We start from the raw sequence: 15976 nt of genomic DNA on the forward strand, positions 1-15976 counted from the left end.
TCATTATACATAGAAATCAATATTTCAGACAACACTTTTCTAATCAGAACCTAATGTTAGGAGTTTCTACTATTATATGTAGGTAAAACGATAAATTAATCTATAGCTATAGGAATACTCAAGTATGAAAATGAAAAGACACAGATTTGCGAAAAAAGCAAACCTGTGTCTGACTATCTATTCATTTCAACGCAGCTTATGCGTCTTTTTTAACTGTTAATAATTGTTCGTAGATACCTGCTTCTTTTGCCGCTTCAATTAATGTTGAACCGATTTCAGAAGGTGTATCTGCTGTTTTAACACCATTTTCATTTAGTATTTTGATTTTTTCTTTAGCAGTACCTTTACCGCCAGAAATAATCGCACCAGCATGGCCCATACGTTTTCCTGGAGGAGCTGTTTGACCTCCGATGAAGCCTACAACTGGTTTAGTCATGTTAGCTTTAATCCATTCAGCCGCTTCTTCCTCAGCAGTACCGCCGATTTCACCGATCATTACAACAGCTTTTGTATCTTCATCTTTATTGAATGCATCTAACACATCGATGAAGTTTGTACCGTTGACTGGGTCGCCACCGATACCAACAGCTGAAGTTTGTCCGATTCCTTCTTCAGTTAATTGATGCACTGCTTCGTAAGTTAATGTACCAGAACGTGATACAACACCTACATGGCCTTTTTTGTGGATATAGCCAGGCATAATTCCGATTTTGCAATCATCTGGAGAAATAACACCTGGGCAGTTTGGTCCGATTAAACGTGTATGTTTATCTTCTAAATAACGTTTAACTTTAACCATATCAAGAACAGGAATGTGTTCTGTGATACAAATTGCTAAATCTAATTCAGCATCCGCACATTCTAAAATTGCGTCAGCCGCAAATGGAGCTGGAACGTAGATAACTGAAACGTTTGCTCCTGTTTCTTTTTTCGCTTCTTCTACAGTGTTGAATACTGGTACTCCTTCAACTACTTGACCGCCTTTACCAGGTGTAACACCTGCAACGATTTGAGTACCGTATTCAAGCATTTGTTTCGTATGGAAAAGGGCTGTAGACCCAGTGATACCTTGTACAATTACTTTTGTGTTCTTATCAACATATACGCTCATCTTAGTGTCTCATCCTTTCCTTAGACTTCTTTGACAAGTTTGACAATTTTTTGAGCGCCTTCAGCCATTGTTGCTGCCGGCTCAATTGCTAAACCTGAATCTTTTAAGATTTGTTTACCTAACTCAACGTTTGTACCTTCAAGACGTACTACTAAAGGCAATGTTAAGTCTACTTCTTTAACTGCTGCTACGATACCTTCTGCGATAATGTCGCAACGCATGATACCACCGAAGATATTTACAAAGATACCTTTAACATGATCATCGCCTAAGATGATTTTGAATGCTTCAGTAACTTTTTCTTTTGTAGCGCCGCCGCCTACGTCTAAGAAGTTTGCAGGATGGCCTCCGAAGTGATTGATTGTATCCATTGTTGCCATAGCTAAGCCGGCACCGTTAACCATACAACCGATGTCGCCATCTAAAGCAATGTAAGATAAATCGTATTTAGAAGCTTCGATTTCTTTTGGATCTTCTTCTTCTAAATCACGGAATTCTAAAATGTCTTTGTGTCTGAATAATGCGTTATCGTCAAAGTTGATTTTAGCATCTAATGCTAAAACATCTCCGTCGCCTGTAGTTACAAGCGGGTTGATTTCAACGATAGAAGCATCTTTTTCGATAAATACATTGTATAAAGCGATTAAGAATTTAGCCGCTTTGTTGATTGATTCTTTTGGAATATTGATATTGAAAGCAATACGACGTGCTTGGTATGGTGCTAAACCAACAACAGGATCGATAGTTTCTTTGAAGATTTTTTCTGGTGTTGAAGCCGCTACTTCTTCAATTTCAGTACCGCCTTCTTCAGATGCCATTAAAGTAACGCGATCTGTTGCACGGTCAATAACGAAACCTACGTAATATTCTTTTTGAATATCGCAGCCTTCTTCAATATATAAACGTTTAACTTCTTTACCTTGTGGTCCAGTTTGGTGAGTTACAAGAGTTTTACCTAATAATTCTTTAGCGTAAGCTTCCACTTCTGATAATGACTTAGCGATTTTAACACCGCCAGCTTTACCTCTACCCCCAGCGTGGATTTGTGCTTTTACAACATAAACATCAGTGTCTAATTCTTTAGCTTTTTCTACTGCTTCATCAACAGTGAATGCTACACGTCCTTCTGGAACTGGAACGCCCATTGAACGAAAGATTTGTTTTCCTTGATACTCGTGGATATTCATTCTCCATCCTCCTGTTTCTTAGGTTAAGTACACTGTTAATTATAGAAAATGAAAGCGCTATTGTAAACTGAAAGAGGCTTATTTTGTCAATTTTGTTAATTTTTTAATTACCCCTTGAAACCTTGGTAGATATGAGATTGTAACTATTATAGTAGTTTTTCAAATTACTCCGAATATTACACAAGGTTGGCACCAATTTTTACAATTTGCACCAACCTTATTTTTAATCATTTTTAGTTGTAAGTGATTTAATCGGTTCAAAAGTTTTTCTGTGTTCTGGAATTACCCCAAGCTTATCTATTCCTGCTAGATGTGCTTTTGTACCATAGCCTACGTTATGTTCAAAATCATAACCTGGATATTCTGCACTTAATTCACGCATATAAGCATCACGATATTCTTTAGCCATAATACTCGCAGCTGCAATTGAAACACTTTTCGCGTCCCCTTTGATAATTGCAGTTTGCGCAATATCTAAAGGCAGCTCCATAGCATCTATCAAAAGATGCGTCGGTTGTTTTGGCAAAGCTTCTATCGCTCGCATCATTGCGACTTGAGTCGCTTGATAAATATTCAAATCGTCAATCTCTTCAGGTGTTGCCAGACCATAAGCATACGTCGCATGTTGTTCAAGTGCTGTTTTAAGTTCCAGTCTTTTAGCTGATGAAACTTTTTTCGAGTCATCTAATCCATAATAAGCATGACCTGCATTTAAGATCACTGCACATGCGACTACCGGACCAGCTAATGGTCCTCTGCCGACTTCATCAATCCCGCAGATTACAGCTTGTGCATCTTGAGACAATATTTCATTTTCATAAACAGACATTGTTTCATATTTGTCTACCAACGCTTGTGCTTTTAAAAGTTGTTTCCTGCGGCTTAAAAGTGCTTGTTGTACACCTTTTCTAGTATCTTGGTTCCATTCATGTGCATCCAATGCCTCTATACTATCAATAGATTGAAGCAAGGCTTTGATTCCCTTAATCGACTGTCCCATTATTTGATTTCATCTGCCATATCTTTATAAATATCAAAACTTTGTGTACCTAGTTTGGCATTTCTGATGTCATTAATCAGCAATTCAATGACCGCCTCATAATCCACTTCATTTCCGCGCTGCAATAATCCGCGTCTGCGCCCTATCGCATCAAACCATTCTAAATTTTCTGCTTCAGCATCTAAATCCACATTATAATGCTTTTGCAGAGCTTCAATTGCATGTGCTTTATAAAACTCTAAACCATAAATCGCAACATCATCCAAATGCACAATGCTGTCTTTAATTGCACCTGTTAAGCTTAATTTCTTACCGACAATCTGATCTTCGAATTTAGGCCAAAGAATCCCTGGTGTATCTAATAATTGAAGCGACTTGCCGACTTTAATCCATTGCTGCTGCTTAGTAACACCTGGAGTATTACCTGTTTTCGCAATCGCTTTATTTGCTAATTTATTAATCAGAGTAGATTTCCCTACATTCGGAATACCGACAATCATGGCACGAATTGCACGCGGTTTTAAACCTTTTGCTTTATCACGTTCAAACTTTTCTTTTGTTGCTTCAATCGCTGCTTGTTCTACTTGTTTTAAACCTTTGCCATGCTTAGCATCTACGGCCACTGGGAAATAACCTTTACCTCTGAAATATTCTTCCCATTTGGCTAATTCATTTAAATTTGCCATATCTTTTTTATTCATAATCACCACACGCGGCTTATTTTGAATAACTTCATCAATCATCGGGTTTCTTGAGCTGTACGGAATACGTGCGTCTACTAATTCAAAAACAACATCAACTTTCTTTAATTGTTCAGACACTTCACGTTTCGCTTTCGCCATATGCCCTGGATACCATTGAATTACCATGATTCATCACCTTTCATTTATAACGTTCTTATTCATTCGCATTCTCTTTATTATACTATATTTTGAGAGTCATGAAAAAATGAAAATAGGACCTGAAACCATTACAGTTCCAGATCCAATGTTTTTATACAAAGTTACGTTTATATTTTTTACGCCATTCTTTTTCAAAGCATTGTTCACCATTGTTATAAGCAACAAGTTGATTATACAAATAGAAATATTCTTCATCACACCACATATCGCTGATGGTTTCGACTTTAGTATCTATATCGTTATCTTTAACAATGACATCCCATGTACATCTTACGTGTGCTGATAACGGATCATCTTCAATAATAATAAAATCATTATAATTCTCTGTACCATAAGTAATATTAAGGTGCGGTAAATTTCTTAGCCCCTCATCAGAATAATCCGCTAATACCCATTTGTCTTCTGTTAATTTTTTGATGACATCTCTTGTTCTGCTTCCTTCTCTAATCACTTCTTTTTCTAATGGTTCAGCTGTTTCTGAATTCGGATAGTCTAATGAGACAGGTTCAAATGTGTTAACATGCGGCAATTCAACTTTCGAATGTTCCAAATCCACATCTAAGTTCACCATCTCAGGCGAAGGCCAAACTTGCGGCCAGTATGTCGGAGACATAGTTATCTCAAGATGATGTCCCTTCGGCAGCTGATAACCGACAACATCTAACGGAAATTCTACATCCACATATTGATCTGTCGGCAAAGCTTCAGGGAATTCATGACTCTGATAATGATTAATATTAAATTGTCCTCTTGTAATTAATGTTTTCTTGCCGTTAGGGTGTACATCTGAAAGACGAACATGAATATTTGCTTGTTCTTTATCTGATTTTACCCTTAATTTTGCAATAGGCATACCAATTATATTGATTGGTTCATCAAACATTTTACAAGAAATCGTAGTAGCTAATGAATTATCAATTGTTTGATCGTCAGGTAAATCGCCTTCTTGGCCAAATGGACAAAATACACCTGAATAAAGTCCGTGATGTTGGCAATTCAACAATCTGACAGAACCCTCTAAATCTTTCAAAATATTTTGATGTTCCACTTTTTCACGATATAAATCCATCCACTCTCCAGAGCGGTATGCATATGAAGTTTTGGGTTCGACAGAATCTTGCAGATAAACTAAAAACTCATCTTGGTGTGCTTTATAATCTGGATTTTCCATCCATTTATCCAGCCATTCCAACACTTCTTGCAAGTAACCGATTTGAGGTCCAGGAATTGCAAGGTCTGGGAACTCATGCGCCCAAGGCCCAACAATTGCCTTTTTAGGTACATTTAAATTTTCCATCAAGCGAAATAGTGCATTCGGGTATGCATCTGCCCATCCACTCATCGTCAGCACAGGTATGTTGATATCCGAATAATCTTCATTGACTGAACCATGTTTCCAATAACTGTTTCTCGTTTGATTTTCTACCCATCTTTCCACAAATGGCGGTGTTTTATCTAATCTGTCAATCCACATATCATACCAGCGATCGCCTACAAATTTAGGAAACGGCGGACGAGCATTATATGCAAACATTGTTGATGCCCACCAAAGCATATCTGATGCCATCATAGTGCCGCCGCGATAATGCACATCATCAGCATATCTGTCATCAGTAGAACATAATGTAATAATTGTTTTTAACGCTTCAGGACGTCTTGCAGCAATTTGCAGACCATTGAATCCTCCCCAGGATTTTCCGATCATAGCCACTGAACCGTTGGACCAAGGCTGTTTTGCAATCCATTCGATAATCTCTATACCATCATCTTGTTCGACTTTAGGATATTCATCATCGATAATGCCTTCTGAATCGCCAGTCCCTCTTATATCCACTCTGACAGATGTATAACCGTGTCCTGCAAAGTACTTATGTCTTATTTCATCGCGCAAAGCAGTAAAATCATCTTTTCTGTACGGTAAATATTCTAAGACAGTACCTTTATTCTTACCTTCCATCACAGGTGCCCAAATTTTTGCTGAAAGTTTTGTGCCATCTGACATAGTTATCCATGTATGATGTGTAATTTCAACTTCATAAGGCATATCTTTCACAATATTAATTTTGTTATAATCTACATCAAATACTCCCATTGATTATGAGTCCTCCTTTTTAATTGGAAAATCTTGTTTAAACCATCTGAACAACGAAATAATCAATAAAATATAAATCAAAACAATAGGGACAGAAACCACAACTGCTGAAGTTTGAATGACATCAAGCCCTCCTATCAACAGTAAGGAAATAGATAACAAGGCCATCAATACGCCCCAAACGATTGTGTGCCACATAGGCGGTTCTATACCGCCTCCGACTTTTTTAGATGCAGTCGAAGCCAAAATATAAGCAGCTGAATCTAACGACGTTGCGAGGAAAATAAATCCTAATATAACGAAGAAAGGAATCACTAGCCAACTTACCGGCAATGTTTTTAATATTTCAATTACCGTTGCAGCATCACCATTCTCTGCCATAGATTTTACAACGTCAAATTTTTCAGTGATTTGCAAATTAATAGTATATCCGCCAAACACTGCAAAGTACAGCCAGCTTCCTAACGTTCCCCATGCAAGGACATTTAAAATAAGGTTCTTTAATGTACGCCCTTTAGCAATTTTGGCAATGAACAAGCCCATGAAAGGTGCAGTGGTCGCAAACCAAGCAAAGTAGAACACTGTCCAAGATTGCGGGAATCCGCTTTGCTTAATCGCATCTGTATAAAAGCTCATACGTAAAAAGTTGTTAGACATAATACCCAAGCTATCTGTAAAGTACGTCAAAATGAATGATGTAGGTCCGACTATAATGACGAATATGGCTAATGCGAGAGCTAAATAAACGTTGAAGTTACTAAGATTTTTAATACCTTTATGGAGCCCAAGCGAAGCACTCGTAATATAAATCGCTGACCAGATCACAATAATAATAATGTTCAATAAAGTAGATTGTTCTACTCCTAAAACTTCCCCGATACCTGCTGAAATCATCGGTACTCCTAAACCTAGGGATGTCCCAAGACCTCCGACTAAACTCCAGATCACTAGAATATCAATGATTTTGCCAATGACACCGTCAGAGTATTTTCCTAAAGCACCTTTAACAGATTGACTGACTTTTAGAGAAGGATTTTTCTTTATATAGAATGAGTATGCAATGACTATCGTCGGCAATGCATAAATGCACCATGCAGAAATTCCCCAATGGAACATACCATAAGCTAATGACCATTCAGTAGATTCAGGTGATTTCGGTTTCAAACCAAATGGCGGACCTTGGTAATAATACATAGGTTCTATCATTGACCAGAACATTATGCTAGTCCCCATACCAGCACAGAACAACATCGCACCAAAACTAAAGTTGTTGAATTCCGGTTTAGAATCCCCGAGTTTTATTTTTCCATATCTGCTGAACACGATATAAAGCAGAATAATAAATAAACCGAAAACTAAAAACTCAAAGACCCAATCCATACGGTTGTTAATACCAGTTAAAATATGATTTAAAACAACCTCTGCCGAATCTTTTGTAATAATCAAAGTCACGGTTATGATTAACAAAACGATTAGTGACGGCCAAAAAATAACATGATCTAATTTAGCTTTTTTCATATATCAATTTCCCCCTTTGTTTGTAGATATACACCCTTAGCATATAGTGATGAGATTTTTATATCAACTTTTAATAAATAACAAATTATCATTGTTAACACTTTTAAATTTATTCTCATATGTTTTTCTTTATATACAATCTTTTCAAACTTCATACCTGGAGTTGCGATACAAGATGAGACATGTTTAGAAATAGAAAAAGAAACATTCCACGTCTAACCATGAAATGTTTCCTATTACTCTCTGGGTTATTTAAATTTTACTCTTAACTATGCATTTAATGATTCGATTAATCCTGGTAATTCTTCAATACTGTAAATAACATGATCTGCGCCATTGGCTTCGAATTTTGCTTTGACCGCTTTACCGATTTCAGTACGTTCATCTACTGATAGTTGTTGCCAGTCTGATTCGTTATAACCTGATAGTGAACTGCCTTTGATGACACCTACTGTGATTACGCCTGCGTTAACACCTTCTTGTATATCAGAAACTGTATCGCCGACTTTAACGACATGTTGGACATTTTGCAGTTCAAGTACTTCCATATTTTTAAATATCATATAAGGATAAGGTCTGCCATGATTGCCGACTAAGTCTGCAGTTGCTACAAAGTCTGGTTCATAGCCTTGCTGTGCGGCATTAGGTTTTACAACCTCCATCATTTCAGAAGTATAACCTGTAGTAGAACCGACTTTGATACCTTTTGCTTTTAACCAATGTGCTGTATCTACAGCGCCTTGTATCGGTGTAGTGAAATCTTCAAGTGTCTGCATCAATTGTGTTTCGAATTGATTATAAAGCTGATCAATGTCTTGTTCTTCTGGTGATTTGCCGTGTTTTTCTTCCCATAATCCTTTAATACGCGGCATTTCTAACATTGCTTGAATATGATCACGTTTCAGCATTCCCATAGGTTCTCTTGCTTCTTCAATCGTTACATCAATTCCTGCATCTTTAAAGATATTAACGAAAACGTGTACCGGCGCAAAACAGCCGAAATCAATCATTGTACCTGCCCAATCGAAAATGACACCTTCTATTTTATTAATCATGTTGCACTTCCTCCTCTAAAATATATTGACGGATATTACGAATTAATTTACTTAAGTCTTCAACGTTTAAATCTCCAATGTTACCGATTCTGAATGAAGGAATATCCATTAATTTCCCTGGATACAATACAAATCCTTCCGCTTTCATTTGATTATAAAAGTCTTCAAAATCAAATTCTGGATAAGGGTATAAAAATGTTGTGATAATCGGCGATTGATATGCTTGTTTGATATACGGTGTGAAGCCGATATCTGCTAAATGCTTTCTTAAATAGGCATTATTTTCTTGATAGCGTTGATGCCTTGCTTCTATGCCGCCTTCTTCTTCTAGTTCAACTAATGCTTCTAAGAATGCCGCAACTACATGTGTCGGTGATGTATAGCGCCATTTGCCTTCATCTTTGTCCATTACTTGCCATTGATCATATAAATCCAGCACTAAACTATGCGCATTCCCTTTCGTTGCTTTTAATGTATCCTGTTTTGCGATAACAAAACCAAATCCTGGAACACCTTGAATACATTTGTTCGCACTGCTGATAATGTAGTCGATATCTAATGATGCGACATCAATAGGCAAACCGCCGAAACTGCTCATTGCATCTATAATAATTTTCAGATCAAAGGATTGTGCAATTTGTGTTAAAGGTTCAATAGGATTAAGCATTCCGGTTGTCGTTTCGCAGTGTACCATCGCAATATGCGTAATTGTCTTATCTTCTTGTACCAATGCTTTCACATCTTCGAAGTCCGGGACTTTGTCATATGCAAATCTTAAAGCCGTCACACGCTTGCCGATACGTTCTGCCATTTCAATCATACGGTTGCCGTATGCACCGTTGCTGAGGATTAAGATATGATCATCTTGGCTTAATGCTGTCTGCAACACACTTTCTACAACAAAACTTCCGCTTCCTTGTTGTAAAACTGTCGTATATTCATCCGCATCGACACCTGCTAAATCTAATAGGCGCTTGCGAATATCTTGTGTAACTGACTTATAATCATTATCCCATGTACATCTATCCTCTAACATTTGTTCCTTTACTTTCTTTGTTGTCGTCAATGGTCCTGGTGTTAATAATTTATAATCATGTGCCATGATTATTTGCCCCCTTTTTGTTCTTTTTTAATATCCGCTTCTTTCTTAGCTTCATTAAAGATGGTTTGATGCTGATCTAATAACTTCACAGTTAAAGGCGTCGGCCATGCTTTTGGATGACTCGGCTTCATCGCTTCATCTACTTTTTCACCTTTATATAGCGGTACTGGATATTCTTTCAATAAATCTTTTCGTCCATACTTTTGAATCACTGCTACCATTTTTTGTGCTTTTTGCTGGCGTTCTCCGCCTTTTTTCACAACTGCCGCTGCTTCTGTCAAAGCAAAGTTGCCTTCAGTCGGATCAATATACTTAATCGGTTCTCCCTCTTTCTCGGCATCAATAGCTTGGTTTCTTAATCCCGCACCTACTGTCGCTTCTCCGGATTGAACTTTTTTCAACGGTCCTGAACCTGAGCTTTCTAAATGCGGTCCGGCATTGACAATAAGCTGCTCAATAATGTGTTTGCCTTCTTTTTCTCCGTATTGATCAAGCACACCTTGCAACAAGAGCCAACCTGTTGAAGAATCCATAATATTCGGGAAGGAAATTTCATTTTTATATTCCGGCTTCGTTAAATCTTTAATTGTATGCGGCATCGGCAATCCTTTTTCTTTAAGTGCTTTCGTATTTACAAACAATGAACCCATATTACCTAAAATAGGAGTCATATAGCCGGGATACTGTTTGATTTCTTGTTGCTGAATAGAAGATGGCATTGTCGCAAACATATCATGTTCTTTTTGTGCACTTTCTAAATAGTAGCTTGCTTGTGTAATGATATCCGCTTCGATATTTTTGCCTTCTGCCATAATTTTCCCGCCTAATTCAGATGTAGACTGCGGCTGAATAATATATTCTCCTTTATAGCCATGTGTATCTAAAGCTTTCTCCATCGCAGCAATCGCTTCTTCATCGGCATTGGTTTGAATAATCACTTTATCGGAAGAAGAGCCTAAACCAACATATGAGAAATACAGCAGCACCAAACACAGCAAACTGACTAACACGATTTTAATTTTCAACGCAATTCCCTCCTTTTGTCATAACGCAACCAAAGGTGACTGATTACGCGTACTATAATATTCGTCAGTAAGATTAAAATAGATAGAATAAAGATATCTGTGAATCTATTAAAGTGCTGCAGCTGGTTGATTTGTGTCGAAACAATTTGAGTGGACGTCGAAACTAAGAAGATAACACCGCTGATAGTTACCATTGCATTTATAAAATAGTAATTAATCATTTCAACAATGGTAGTCTTCATATTCGGTAAAATCACTTTAAAGACCGTTTCAAACCAGCTGTCTTTCAATAACATACTCGTCACATCCCATGACTTATCTAACTTTTCCATGGCACCTTTAGCCATTAAATAAGGCGTTGTAAAATAATGCACCACGATACTGAGAATCACAATTAAGAATGTGCCTTTTAACGTACTGTTTTGGAAGAAGAGCAAATATGCTAAACCTAAAATCATACCCGGCACTGTATTCGTCAGCATAGCGATCACATTAAGTCCTTTTCTACCGGCTAATTGTGTACGTGTGCTGATAATCGCACTGAAGAAAGCGATAATCGTACCAAATACAGCTGTACAAACAGCCACAAAGACCGATTGCATATACACATGAACTAAGACTTCATCTTTCAGTAAATTAATAATATGTTTTAATGTAAATTGCATATTGTAGGGATAATTAGTCGTGAAAGGTACGACAAACATCACCATAAATATCACTAAAATAATCGTACTTAAAATAAAAGTAAGTGTGCCGATAATACTGTCGTGTATTGGCTTTTTGTTCGGACTGTATTGTTGTGCAAAGCGATGTTCGACATTCCATCTTTCAATCACTGTCAAAAATATAAATCCGAGCAATGCAGGAAGCAGCATAATCATCGCAATGACTGCACCTTGTGCAAATTTAGGAATCGAACCTAAGATCGTCTGATAGAGCAAGATAGAAATCACTGTATCGTCCGCTCCGATTGAAGCAGGTATACCAAAATCTGTGAAACTTAAAATAAATGACAAGATAAAGGCATTGCCGATAGGAATGACTAACGGTCTTAACAATGTATGATAAAATCTGCGCAGCCCATTATCATGCATGAGTTGAGAAACATAGAAAAAACGATGATCAATATAATTAAATGCATTATTGATGATAATAAAAGCTGCCGGCAACGTATAAATAATGTATCCGATAAGCATCCCCTTTTCACCATAGACAGTGAATAATGGTTCGCCTAAAAACCGAGCAATAATACCTTCATTACCGAATAAATACATCAACAAGAAACCGTAAGTAATCGTCGGTACTAACATCGGCAGCATCACCATGCCATGTGTATATTGTTTAAGCATACGCGGCAGCGCTGTGACTTGAAGCGCATATGCAGTCAAAAATGCTAAAACCGCTGTAATAAATGCGGCGATGAAAGACAATTTCAAACTTCGAAACAATGCTTTCGTCACTTCAGGATTCGTTAATACTTCTTTAAAATACACACCGCTTAACTGCCCGTTATCTACTACTGAACGCCCCAGCAGCAACAGTATCGGCAAGATTAAAAAGATAATAAAGAATGCTAATAATAAGATTTGTATAATGCGCTGACTCCATAATTTATGCACCATGTTGTTCACCAAACAATTGATAAATATGATGACGCTTGATTTCCAATTGGTTCAAAATAAATTGCCTTACAAACTTTGAATTCGGACGATGAATTATATCTTCCGGTGTACCGAATTGTGCGATTGTTCCTTCTTGAATCACCACAATTTTATCTGCCATTGTCAATGCTTCTTCTGGATCATGTGTCACAATAATCGTTGTTAGATTTAATGATTTTGCTACTTTGATAATCATGTCTTTAATACGTTCTTTAATCATGCCGTCCAGCGCACTTAAAGGTTCATCCATTAATAGTACTTTCGGTTCCATAACAATTGTGCGTGCAATCGAAACTCTTTGCTTTTGTCCGCCTGATAATTCATGAATCTTTTTGTATAAATGCGGACGTAATTCTAGTAATTCGATTAAATCCGAAACTTCTTTTGTATTCGGATCTTTCTTTAAATTGTTCAAACCATACATAATATTGTCGCGTGCATTTAAATGAGGGAATAAACAATAGTCTTGAAAGACAATGTTAAACCCTCTTTTTTGCATTGGTACATGATGAATCGGTGAATGATTAAAATGAATTTCACCGCTTGTTACTTCTGTTAATCCTAAAATCATATTCAGTAAAGTCGTTTTGCCGCAACCGCTTGGTCCTAATAGCGCTACGATTTCTCCATTTTCGATATCCAAGTTAATGTCCTTTAATACTTCATTGTTGTCGTATTGCTTTGTCACATTTTTTAAACTGAGCATAATAAGCACCTCCGCTTTGGTATACTCAAAGTATAAGAAATGATTATTAAGTCAGTGTTAAAAATGTGTAAGTATTGATTAAGTTATGACTATATTATTACCAACTTTGTTTATTTCTAATCATTTCGGGGGTATGATGTTAGTAATACGATAATGAGGTGAAACGACGATGCTTCCTACTGAAAGAAGAGCTGAAATTATACAAAAACTAGAAAAAAATAACTTCCTGGAGTTAAAGACCTTACATAAGGAACTTAATATCTCTATGGAAACTTTACGCAGAGATGTGCAACAGTTAGTCAAAGATGATTTAGTGATTAAAGAATATGGCGGAATCAGAATCAATAAAGAACAAAATGGAGAATCTGCGATTGAACGCAGATTAGATCGTCATTTAGACAAGAAGAAAAGTATTGCTCAAAAAGCATTAAAAGAGATTCAAGACGGAGATTGTATTTATTTAGACAGCGGATCTACCACTTTGCAGATTGCTAGAGGATTAGACAGTAAAAGCAACCTTACCATTGTGACGAATTCTATTCCTGTTTTAATACAATGTATGGAGTATGGGCATAACTTAATTTCTATCGGAGGCAAAATCAGAGCGTCTGAACAATCATTGACGCAATTTGACTTTCTATTCAATTTTGAACGGTTGAATATTAATAAAGGGTTCTTTTGCTGCAGCGGTGTATCTGCTCAATATGGTATTACTGATTACAGCTTAGAAGAAGTTGCAACCAGAATCCGTCTGATGCATATTTCGCAGCAATGTTACCTAACAGCAGACAGCAGTAAAATCAATAAAGTCGTTACTGCTAAAATCAGCGATGCAAAAGATTTTAATTGGTTCATCACTGATGATGCAATTGATCATAAGGATAAACAAGCATTAGAAACAGCAGGACTTAAAGTGTTATAACTTAAAAAATGAAATACAATAAATAAAAACAGGATGTATATGCAAAAAGTCTAGTTGTCTCTTTCGCAAATACATCCTGTTTGTTTAAATACTATCTATTCTTCTACAGGTACATATACTTTTGCTGCATAGTCATCTGCCATAGGATTGCCATGCGGGTAAAATTCAATACCTGGTGCTTGTCTCATCTTGAAACCTAATTCACTTAAGTAGTGAGGATTATATACCTTTTCACAGACACGCTGTATTGCCTCAGGAACCGGTCCTTTTGCATCTGCGACGACATATTTCCCTGCAGGCAATGTATAGGGGTGCAGTCCTGCTTCTGATTTTTTATCTGATGTTACTGCAATCAAATAATTCATCCCGCTTTCTGTCGGAACAATCACGCCTAAGAATCCATCCAATTTATTATTACTAAGCTCTGTTAATACTTTGTCTTGTCCATTTTCATTAAATGCCTGCCATGCTTTCGGCAAACCTTGTTGTGCATCTTGCATTGTCGCAAATTTACTTAAATAACCGATTACATTCATCTCTTCAAGTGTTTGAACTTCATATTCCATACTATTCACTCCCATGATTTTTCATTATTAACATTCATTACCCTATTTTGCTGAAAATCATTGAATAAATAAAAAAAATAACACCAAACAGCACCTTGGCTGCTTGATGTTATGAATAGTATATCTAACTATTCTTCAAACTTAGTTAAGTCCTCTGCGATATATTCAGAAGCAATGACACCGCGAGATTTTGCCCAAAGTTCACGGCTGACGAAATGAATGCGGTTGTTTTTCTTCGCATTGATTGTATTATAAACCTCAGATTGACGTAATTTTTCAAGCGCTTCTGAGTTTTCATCGTCTACCATCAGAATTAAACGTTCTGGATTTAATGTTTTTAATTGTTCATCTGTTAATTTCAGATACGGTCCATCTTTATATTCTGGATATGTTTTTGAATCTGCTTGTGTGATTGCCATTTTAAAGCCTAGACGTTTTAAAAATTGACCGACATAACTGTTCGCATCATGACCTACGATATGATTGTCTGTTACCACTGCAGCAAGTGTACCTAAATGTTTGTCGACAGTGATTTCATCTTCGATTTGTTTGATTTTTTGTTCATGAATTGCAACACGTTTTTTCGCTTCTTGTTCTTTTGATACTGCTTTACCGATCAGTTTGAATGATTCTACGTTTTGTTCATAGTTGCCATCAAAACTTTCAAGTAAAATTGTAGGGGCAATTTTTTCAAGGTCTCTATAAATTCTGTGATGGCGTTCACCGTCAGCAATGATCAGTTGCGGTTCAGCTTCTCTTAATGCTTCAATGTCCGGATTCTTTCTATCCCCTAATGAAACATAGCTGCCGATTTGTTCTCTGACTGCGTCAAATAAGTTTTCTGCATTGCCGTCATCAGCAATAGCAGCTGGCTTAATACCTAATGCCAGTAAATCTTCTACAAATGAATACTCTAATGCTGCCACTCTATCAACATTAGCTGCAACTTGTGTAATGCCTGATTCATTTCTTACTTCAACCATATTATTATTACCTCCATATTAATGTATCGGTTTATTGTTTACCCATATTAACTATTCCTATACTTTTATTCCCTATCCGCTTGAGAATATGCGTGATTCATTAATGTCTTAATTTACAGAACATTGTCAACTACTAAAACATTTCC

The 15976-nt window shown here is 36.8% G+C and carries 14 protein-coding genes; 1 reads left to right on the plus strand and 13 read right to left on the minus strand.

Features of this window, described 5'->3' with window-relative positions:
• Positions 1-196: 196 nt before the first annotated feature.
• The 11 genes from sucD to C7N65_RS03010 all read right to left on the minus strand — a co-directional run bounded on the left by sucD (position 197) and on the right by C7N65_RS03010 (position 13359).
• Positions 197-1111 carry a succinate--CoA ligase subunit alpha gene (gene sucD / locus C7N65_RS02960; RefSeq protein WP_105992975.1) on the minus strand — a complete coding sequence of 305 codons (915 nt, stop codon included), beginning with the start codon at positions 1109-1111 and terminating at the stop codon, positions 197-199.
• Positions 1112-1131: 20 nt separating this feature from the next.
• Complete coding sequence (gene sucC / locus C7N65_RS02965) at positions 1132-2298, minus strand: ADP-forming succinate--CoA ligase subunit beta (RefSeq protein ID WP_105992976.1); 1167 nt, start codon at positions 2296-2298, stop codon at positions 1132-1134.
• A gap of 223 nt (positions 2299-2521) precedes the next feature.
• Positions 2522-3298, minus strand: coding sequence for a ribonuclease HII (locus C7N65_RS02970; RefSeq protein WP_105992977.1), 777 nt, complete (start codon positions 3296-3298; stop codon positions 2522-2524).
• Entirely contained in the window at positions 3298-4167 is an 870-nt protein-coding gene (gene ylqF, locus C7N65_RS02975) for a ribosome biogenesis GTPase YlqF (RefSeq protein ID WP_105992978.1), read from the minus strand. Before ylqF ends, C7N65_RS02970 begins: the two co-directional genes overlap by 1 nt.
• A gap of 124 nt (positions 4168-4291) precedes the next feature.
• Positions 4292-6292 carry a CocE/NonD family hydrolase gene (locus C7N65_RS02980; protein ID WP_105992979.1) on the minus strand — a complete coding sequence of 667 codons (2001 nt, stop codon included), beginning with the start codon at positions 6290-6292 and terminating at the stop codon, positions 4292-4294.
• A 3-nt stretch (positions 6293-6295) separates the two neighbouring features.
• On the minus strand, positions 6296-7810 hold the full coding sequence (locus C7N65_RS02985) for a BCCT family transporter (RefSeq protein WP_105992980.1): 1515 nt from the start codon (positions 7808-7810) through the stop codon (positions 6296-6298).
• 269 nt (positions 7811-8079) lie between these two features.
• Positions 8080-8865 (minus strand): phosphonoacetaldehyde hydrolase, encoded by a 786-nt coding sequence (phnX, locus tag C7N65_RS02990; protein WP_199790643.1) that lies wholly within the window; start codon positions 8863-8865, stop codon positions 8080-8082.
• Positions 8858-9967 (minus strand): 2-aminoethylphosphonate--pyruvate transaminase, encoded by a 1110-nt coding sequence (phnW, locus tag C7N65_RS02995; protein WP_105992981.1) that lies wholly within the window; start codon positions 9965-9967, stop codon positions 8858-8860. Before phnW ends, phnX begins: the two co-directional genes overlap by 8 nt.
• 2 nt (positions 9968-9969) lie before the next feature.
• Positions 9970-10992 carry an extracellular solute-binding protein gene (locus tag C7N65_RS03000; RefSeq protein WP_105992982.1) on the minus strand — a complete coding sequence of 341 codons (1023 nt, stop codon included), beginning with the start codon at positions 10990-10992 and terminating at the stop codon, positions 9970-9972.
• Positions 10989-12614, minus strand: a complete 1626-nt coding sequence (locus tag C7N65_RS03005; protein ID WP_105992983.1) for an ABC transporter permease subunit — start codon at positions 12612-12614, stop codon at positions 10989-10991. The genes C7N65_RS03000 and C7N65_RS03005 overlap by 4 nt, the downstream gene beginning before the upstream one ends.
• On the minus strand, positions 12604-13359 hold the full coding sequence (locus tag C7N65_RS03010; RefSeq protein WP_105992984.1) for an ABC transporter ATP-binding protein: 756 nt from the start codon (positions 13357-13359) through the stop codon (positions 12604-12606). Before C7N65_RS03010 ends, C7N65_RS03005 begins: the two co-directional genes overlap by 11 nt.
• Before the next feature lie 169 nt (positions 13360-13528).
• Between C7N65_RS03010 and C7N65_RS03015 the strand changes: the two genes are divergently transcribed.
• Positions 13529-14281 (plus strand): DeoR/GlpR family DNA-binding transcription regulator, encoded by a 753-nt coding sequence (locus tag C7N65_RS03015; protein ID WP_105992985.1) that lies wholly within the window; start codon positions 13529-13531, stop codon positions 14279-14281.
• 95 nt (positions 14282-14376) lie between these two features.
• Here C7N65_RS03015 and C7N65_RS03020 read toward each other — a convergent pair whose 3' ends face one another.
• Together C7N65_RS03020 and C7N65_RS03025 are read right to left on the minus strand one after the other, a co-directional pair.
• On the minus strand, positions 14377-14847 hold the full coding sequence (locus C7N65_RS03020; protein ID WP_105992986.1) for a GyrI-like domain-containing protein: 471 nt from the start codon (positions 14845-14847) through the stop codon (positions 14377-14379).
• Between the two features lie 128 nt (positions 14848-14975).
• On the minus strand, positions 14976-15830 hold the full coding sequence (locus C7N65_RS03025) for an ABC transporter substrate-binding protein (protein WP_105992987.1): 855 nt from the start codon (positions 15828-15830) through the stop codon (positions 14976-14978).
• Positions 15831-15976: the final 146 nt, after the last annotated feature.

The organism is Staphylococcus simulans (assembly GCF_002994445.1).
Classification (GTDB): Bacteria; Bacillota; Bacilli; order Staphylococcales; family Staphylococcaceae; genus Staphylococcus; species Staphylococcus simulans_B.

What these genes read in the sequence shown, in the direction of transcription:
- sucD (WP_105992975.1), bottom strand. Translation starts at nt 1,111, where the DNA reads ATGAGCGTATATGTTGATAAGAACACAAAAGTAATTGTACAAGGTATC.
- sucC (WP_105992976.1), bottom strand. Translation starts at nt 2,298, where the DNA reads ATGAATATCCACGAGTATCAAGGAAAACAAATCTTTCGTTCAATGGGC.
- C7N65_RS02970 (WP_105992977.1), bottom strand. Translation starts at nt 3,298, where the DNA reads ATGGGACAGTCGATTAAGGGAATCAAAGCCTTGCTTCAATCTATTGAT.
- ylqF (WP_105992978.1), bottom strand. Translation starts at nt 4,167, where the DNA reads ATGGTAATTCAATGGTATCCAGGGCATATGGCGAAAGCGAAACGTGAA.
- C7N65_RS02980 (WP_105992979.1), bottom strand. Translation starts at nt 6,292, where the DNA reads ATGGGAGTATTTGATGTAGATTATAACAAAATTAATATTGTGAAAGAT.
- C7N65_RS02985 (WP_105992980.1), bottom strand. Translation starts at nt 7,810, where the DNA reads ATGAAAAAAGCTAAATTAGATCATGTTATTTTTTGGCCGTCACTAATC.
- phnX (WP_199790643.1), bottom strand. Translation starts at nt 8,865, where the DNA reads ATGATTAATAAAATAGAAGGTGTCATTTTCGATTGGGCAGGTACAATG.
- phnW (WP_105992981.1), bottom strand. Translation starts at nt 9,967, where the DNA reads ATGGCACATGATTATAAATTATTAACACCAGGACCATTGACGACAACA.
- C7N65_RS03005 (WP_105992983.1), bottom strand. Translation starts at nt 12,614, where the DNA reads ATGGTGCATAAATTATGGAGTCAGCGCATTATACAAATCTTATTATTA.
- C7N65_RS03010 (WP_105992984.1), bottom strand. Translation starts at nt 13,359, where the DNA reads ATGCTCAGTTTAAAAAATGTGACAAAGCAATACGACAACAATGAAGTA.
- C7N65_RS03015 (WP_105992985.1), top strand. Translation starts at nt 13,529, where the DNA reads ATGCTTCCTACTGAAAGAAGAGCTGAAATTATACAAAAACTAGAAAAA.
- C7N65_RS03020 (WP_105992986.1), bottom strand. Translation starts at nt 14,847, where the DNA reads ATGGAATATGAAGTTCAAACACTTGAAGAGATGAATGTAATCGGTTAT.
- C7N65_RS03025 (WP_105992987.1), bottom strand. Translation starts at nt 15,830, where the DNA reads ATGGTTGAAGTAAGAAATGAATCAGGCATTACACAAGTTGCAGCTAAT.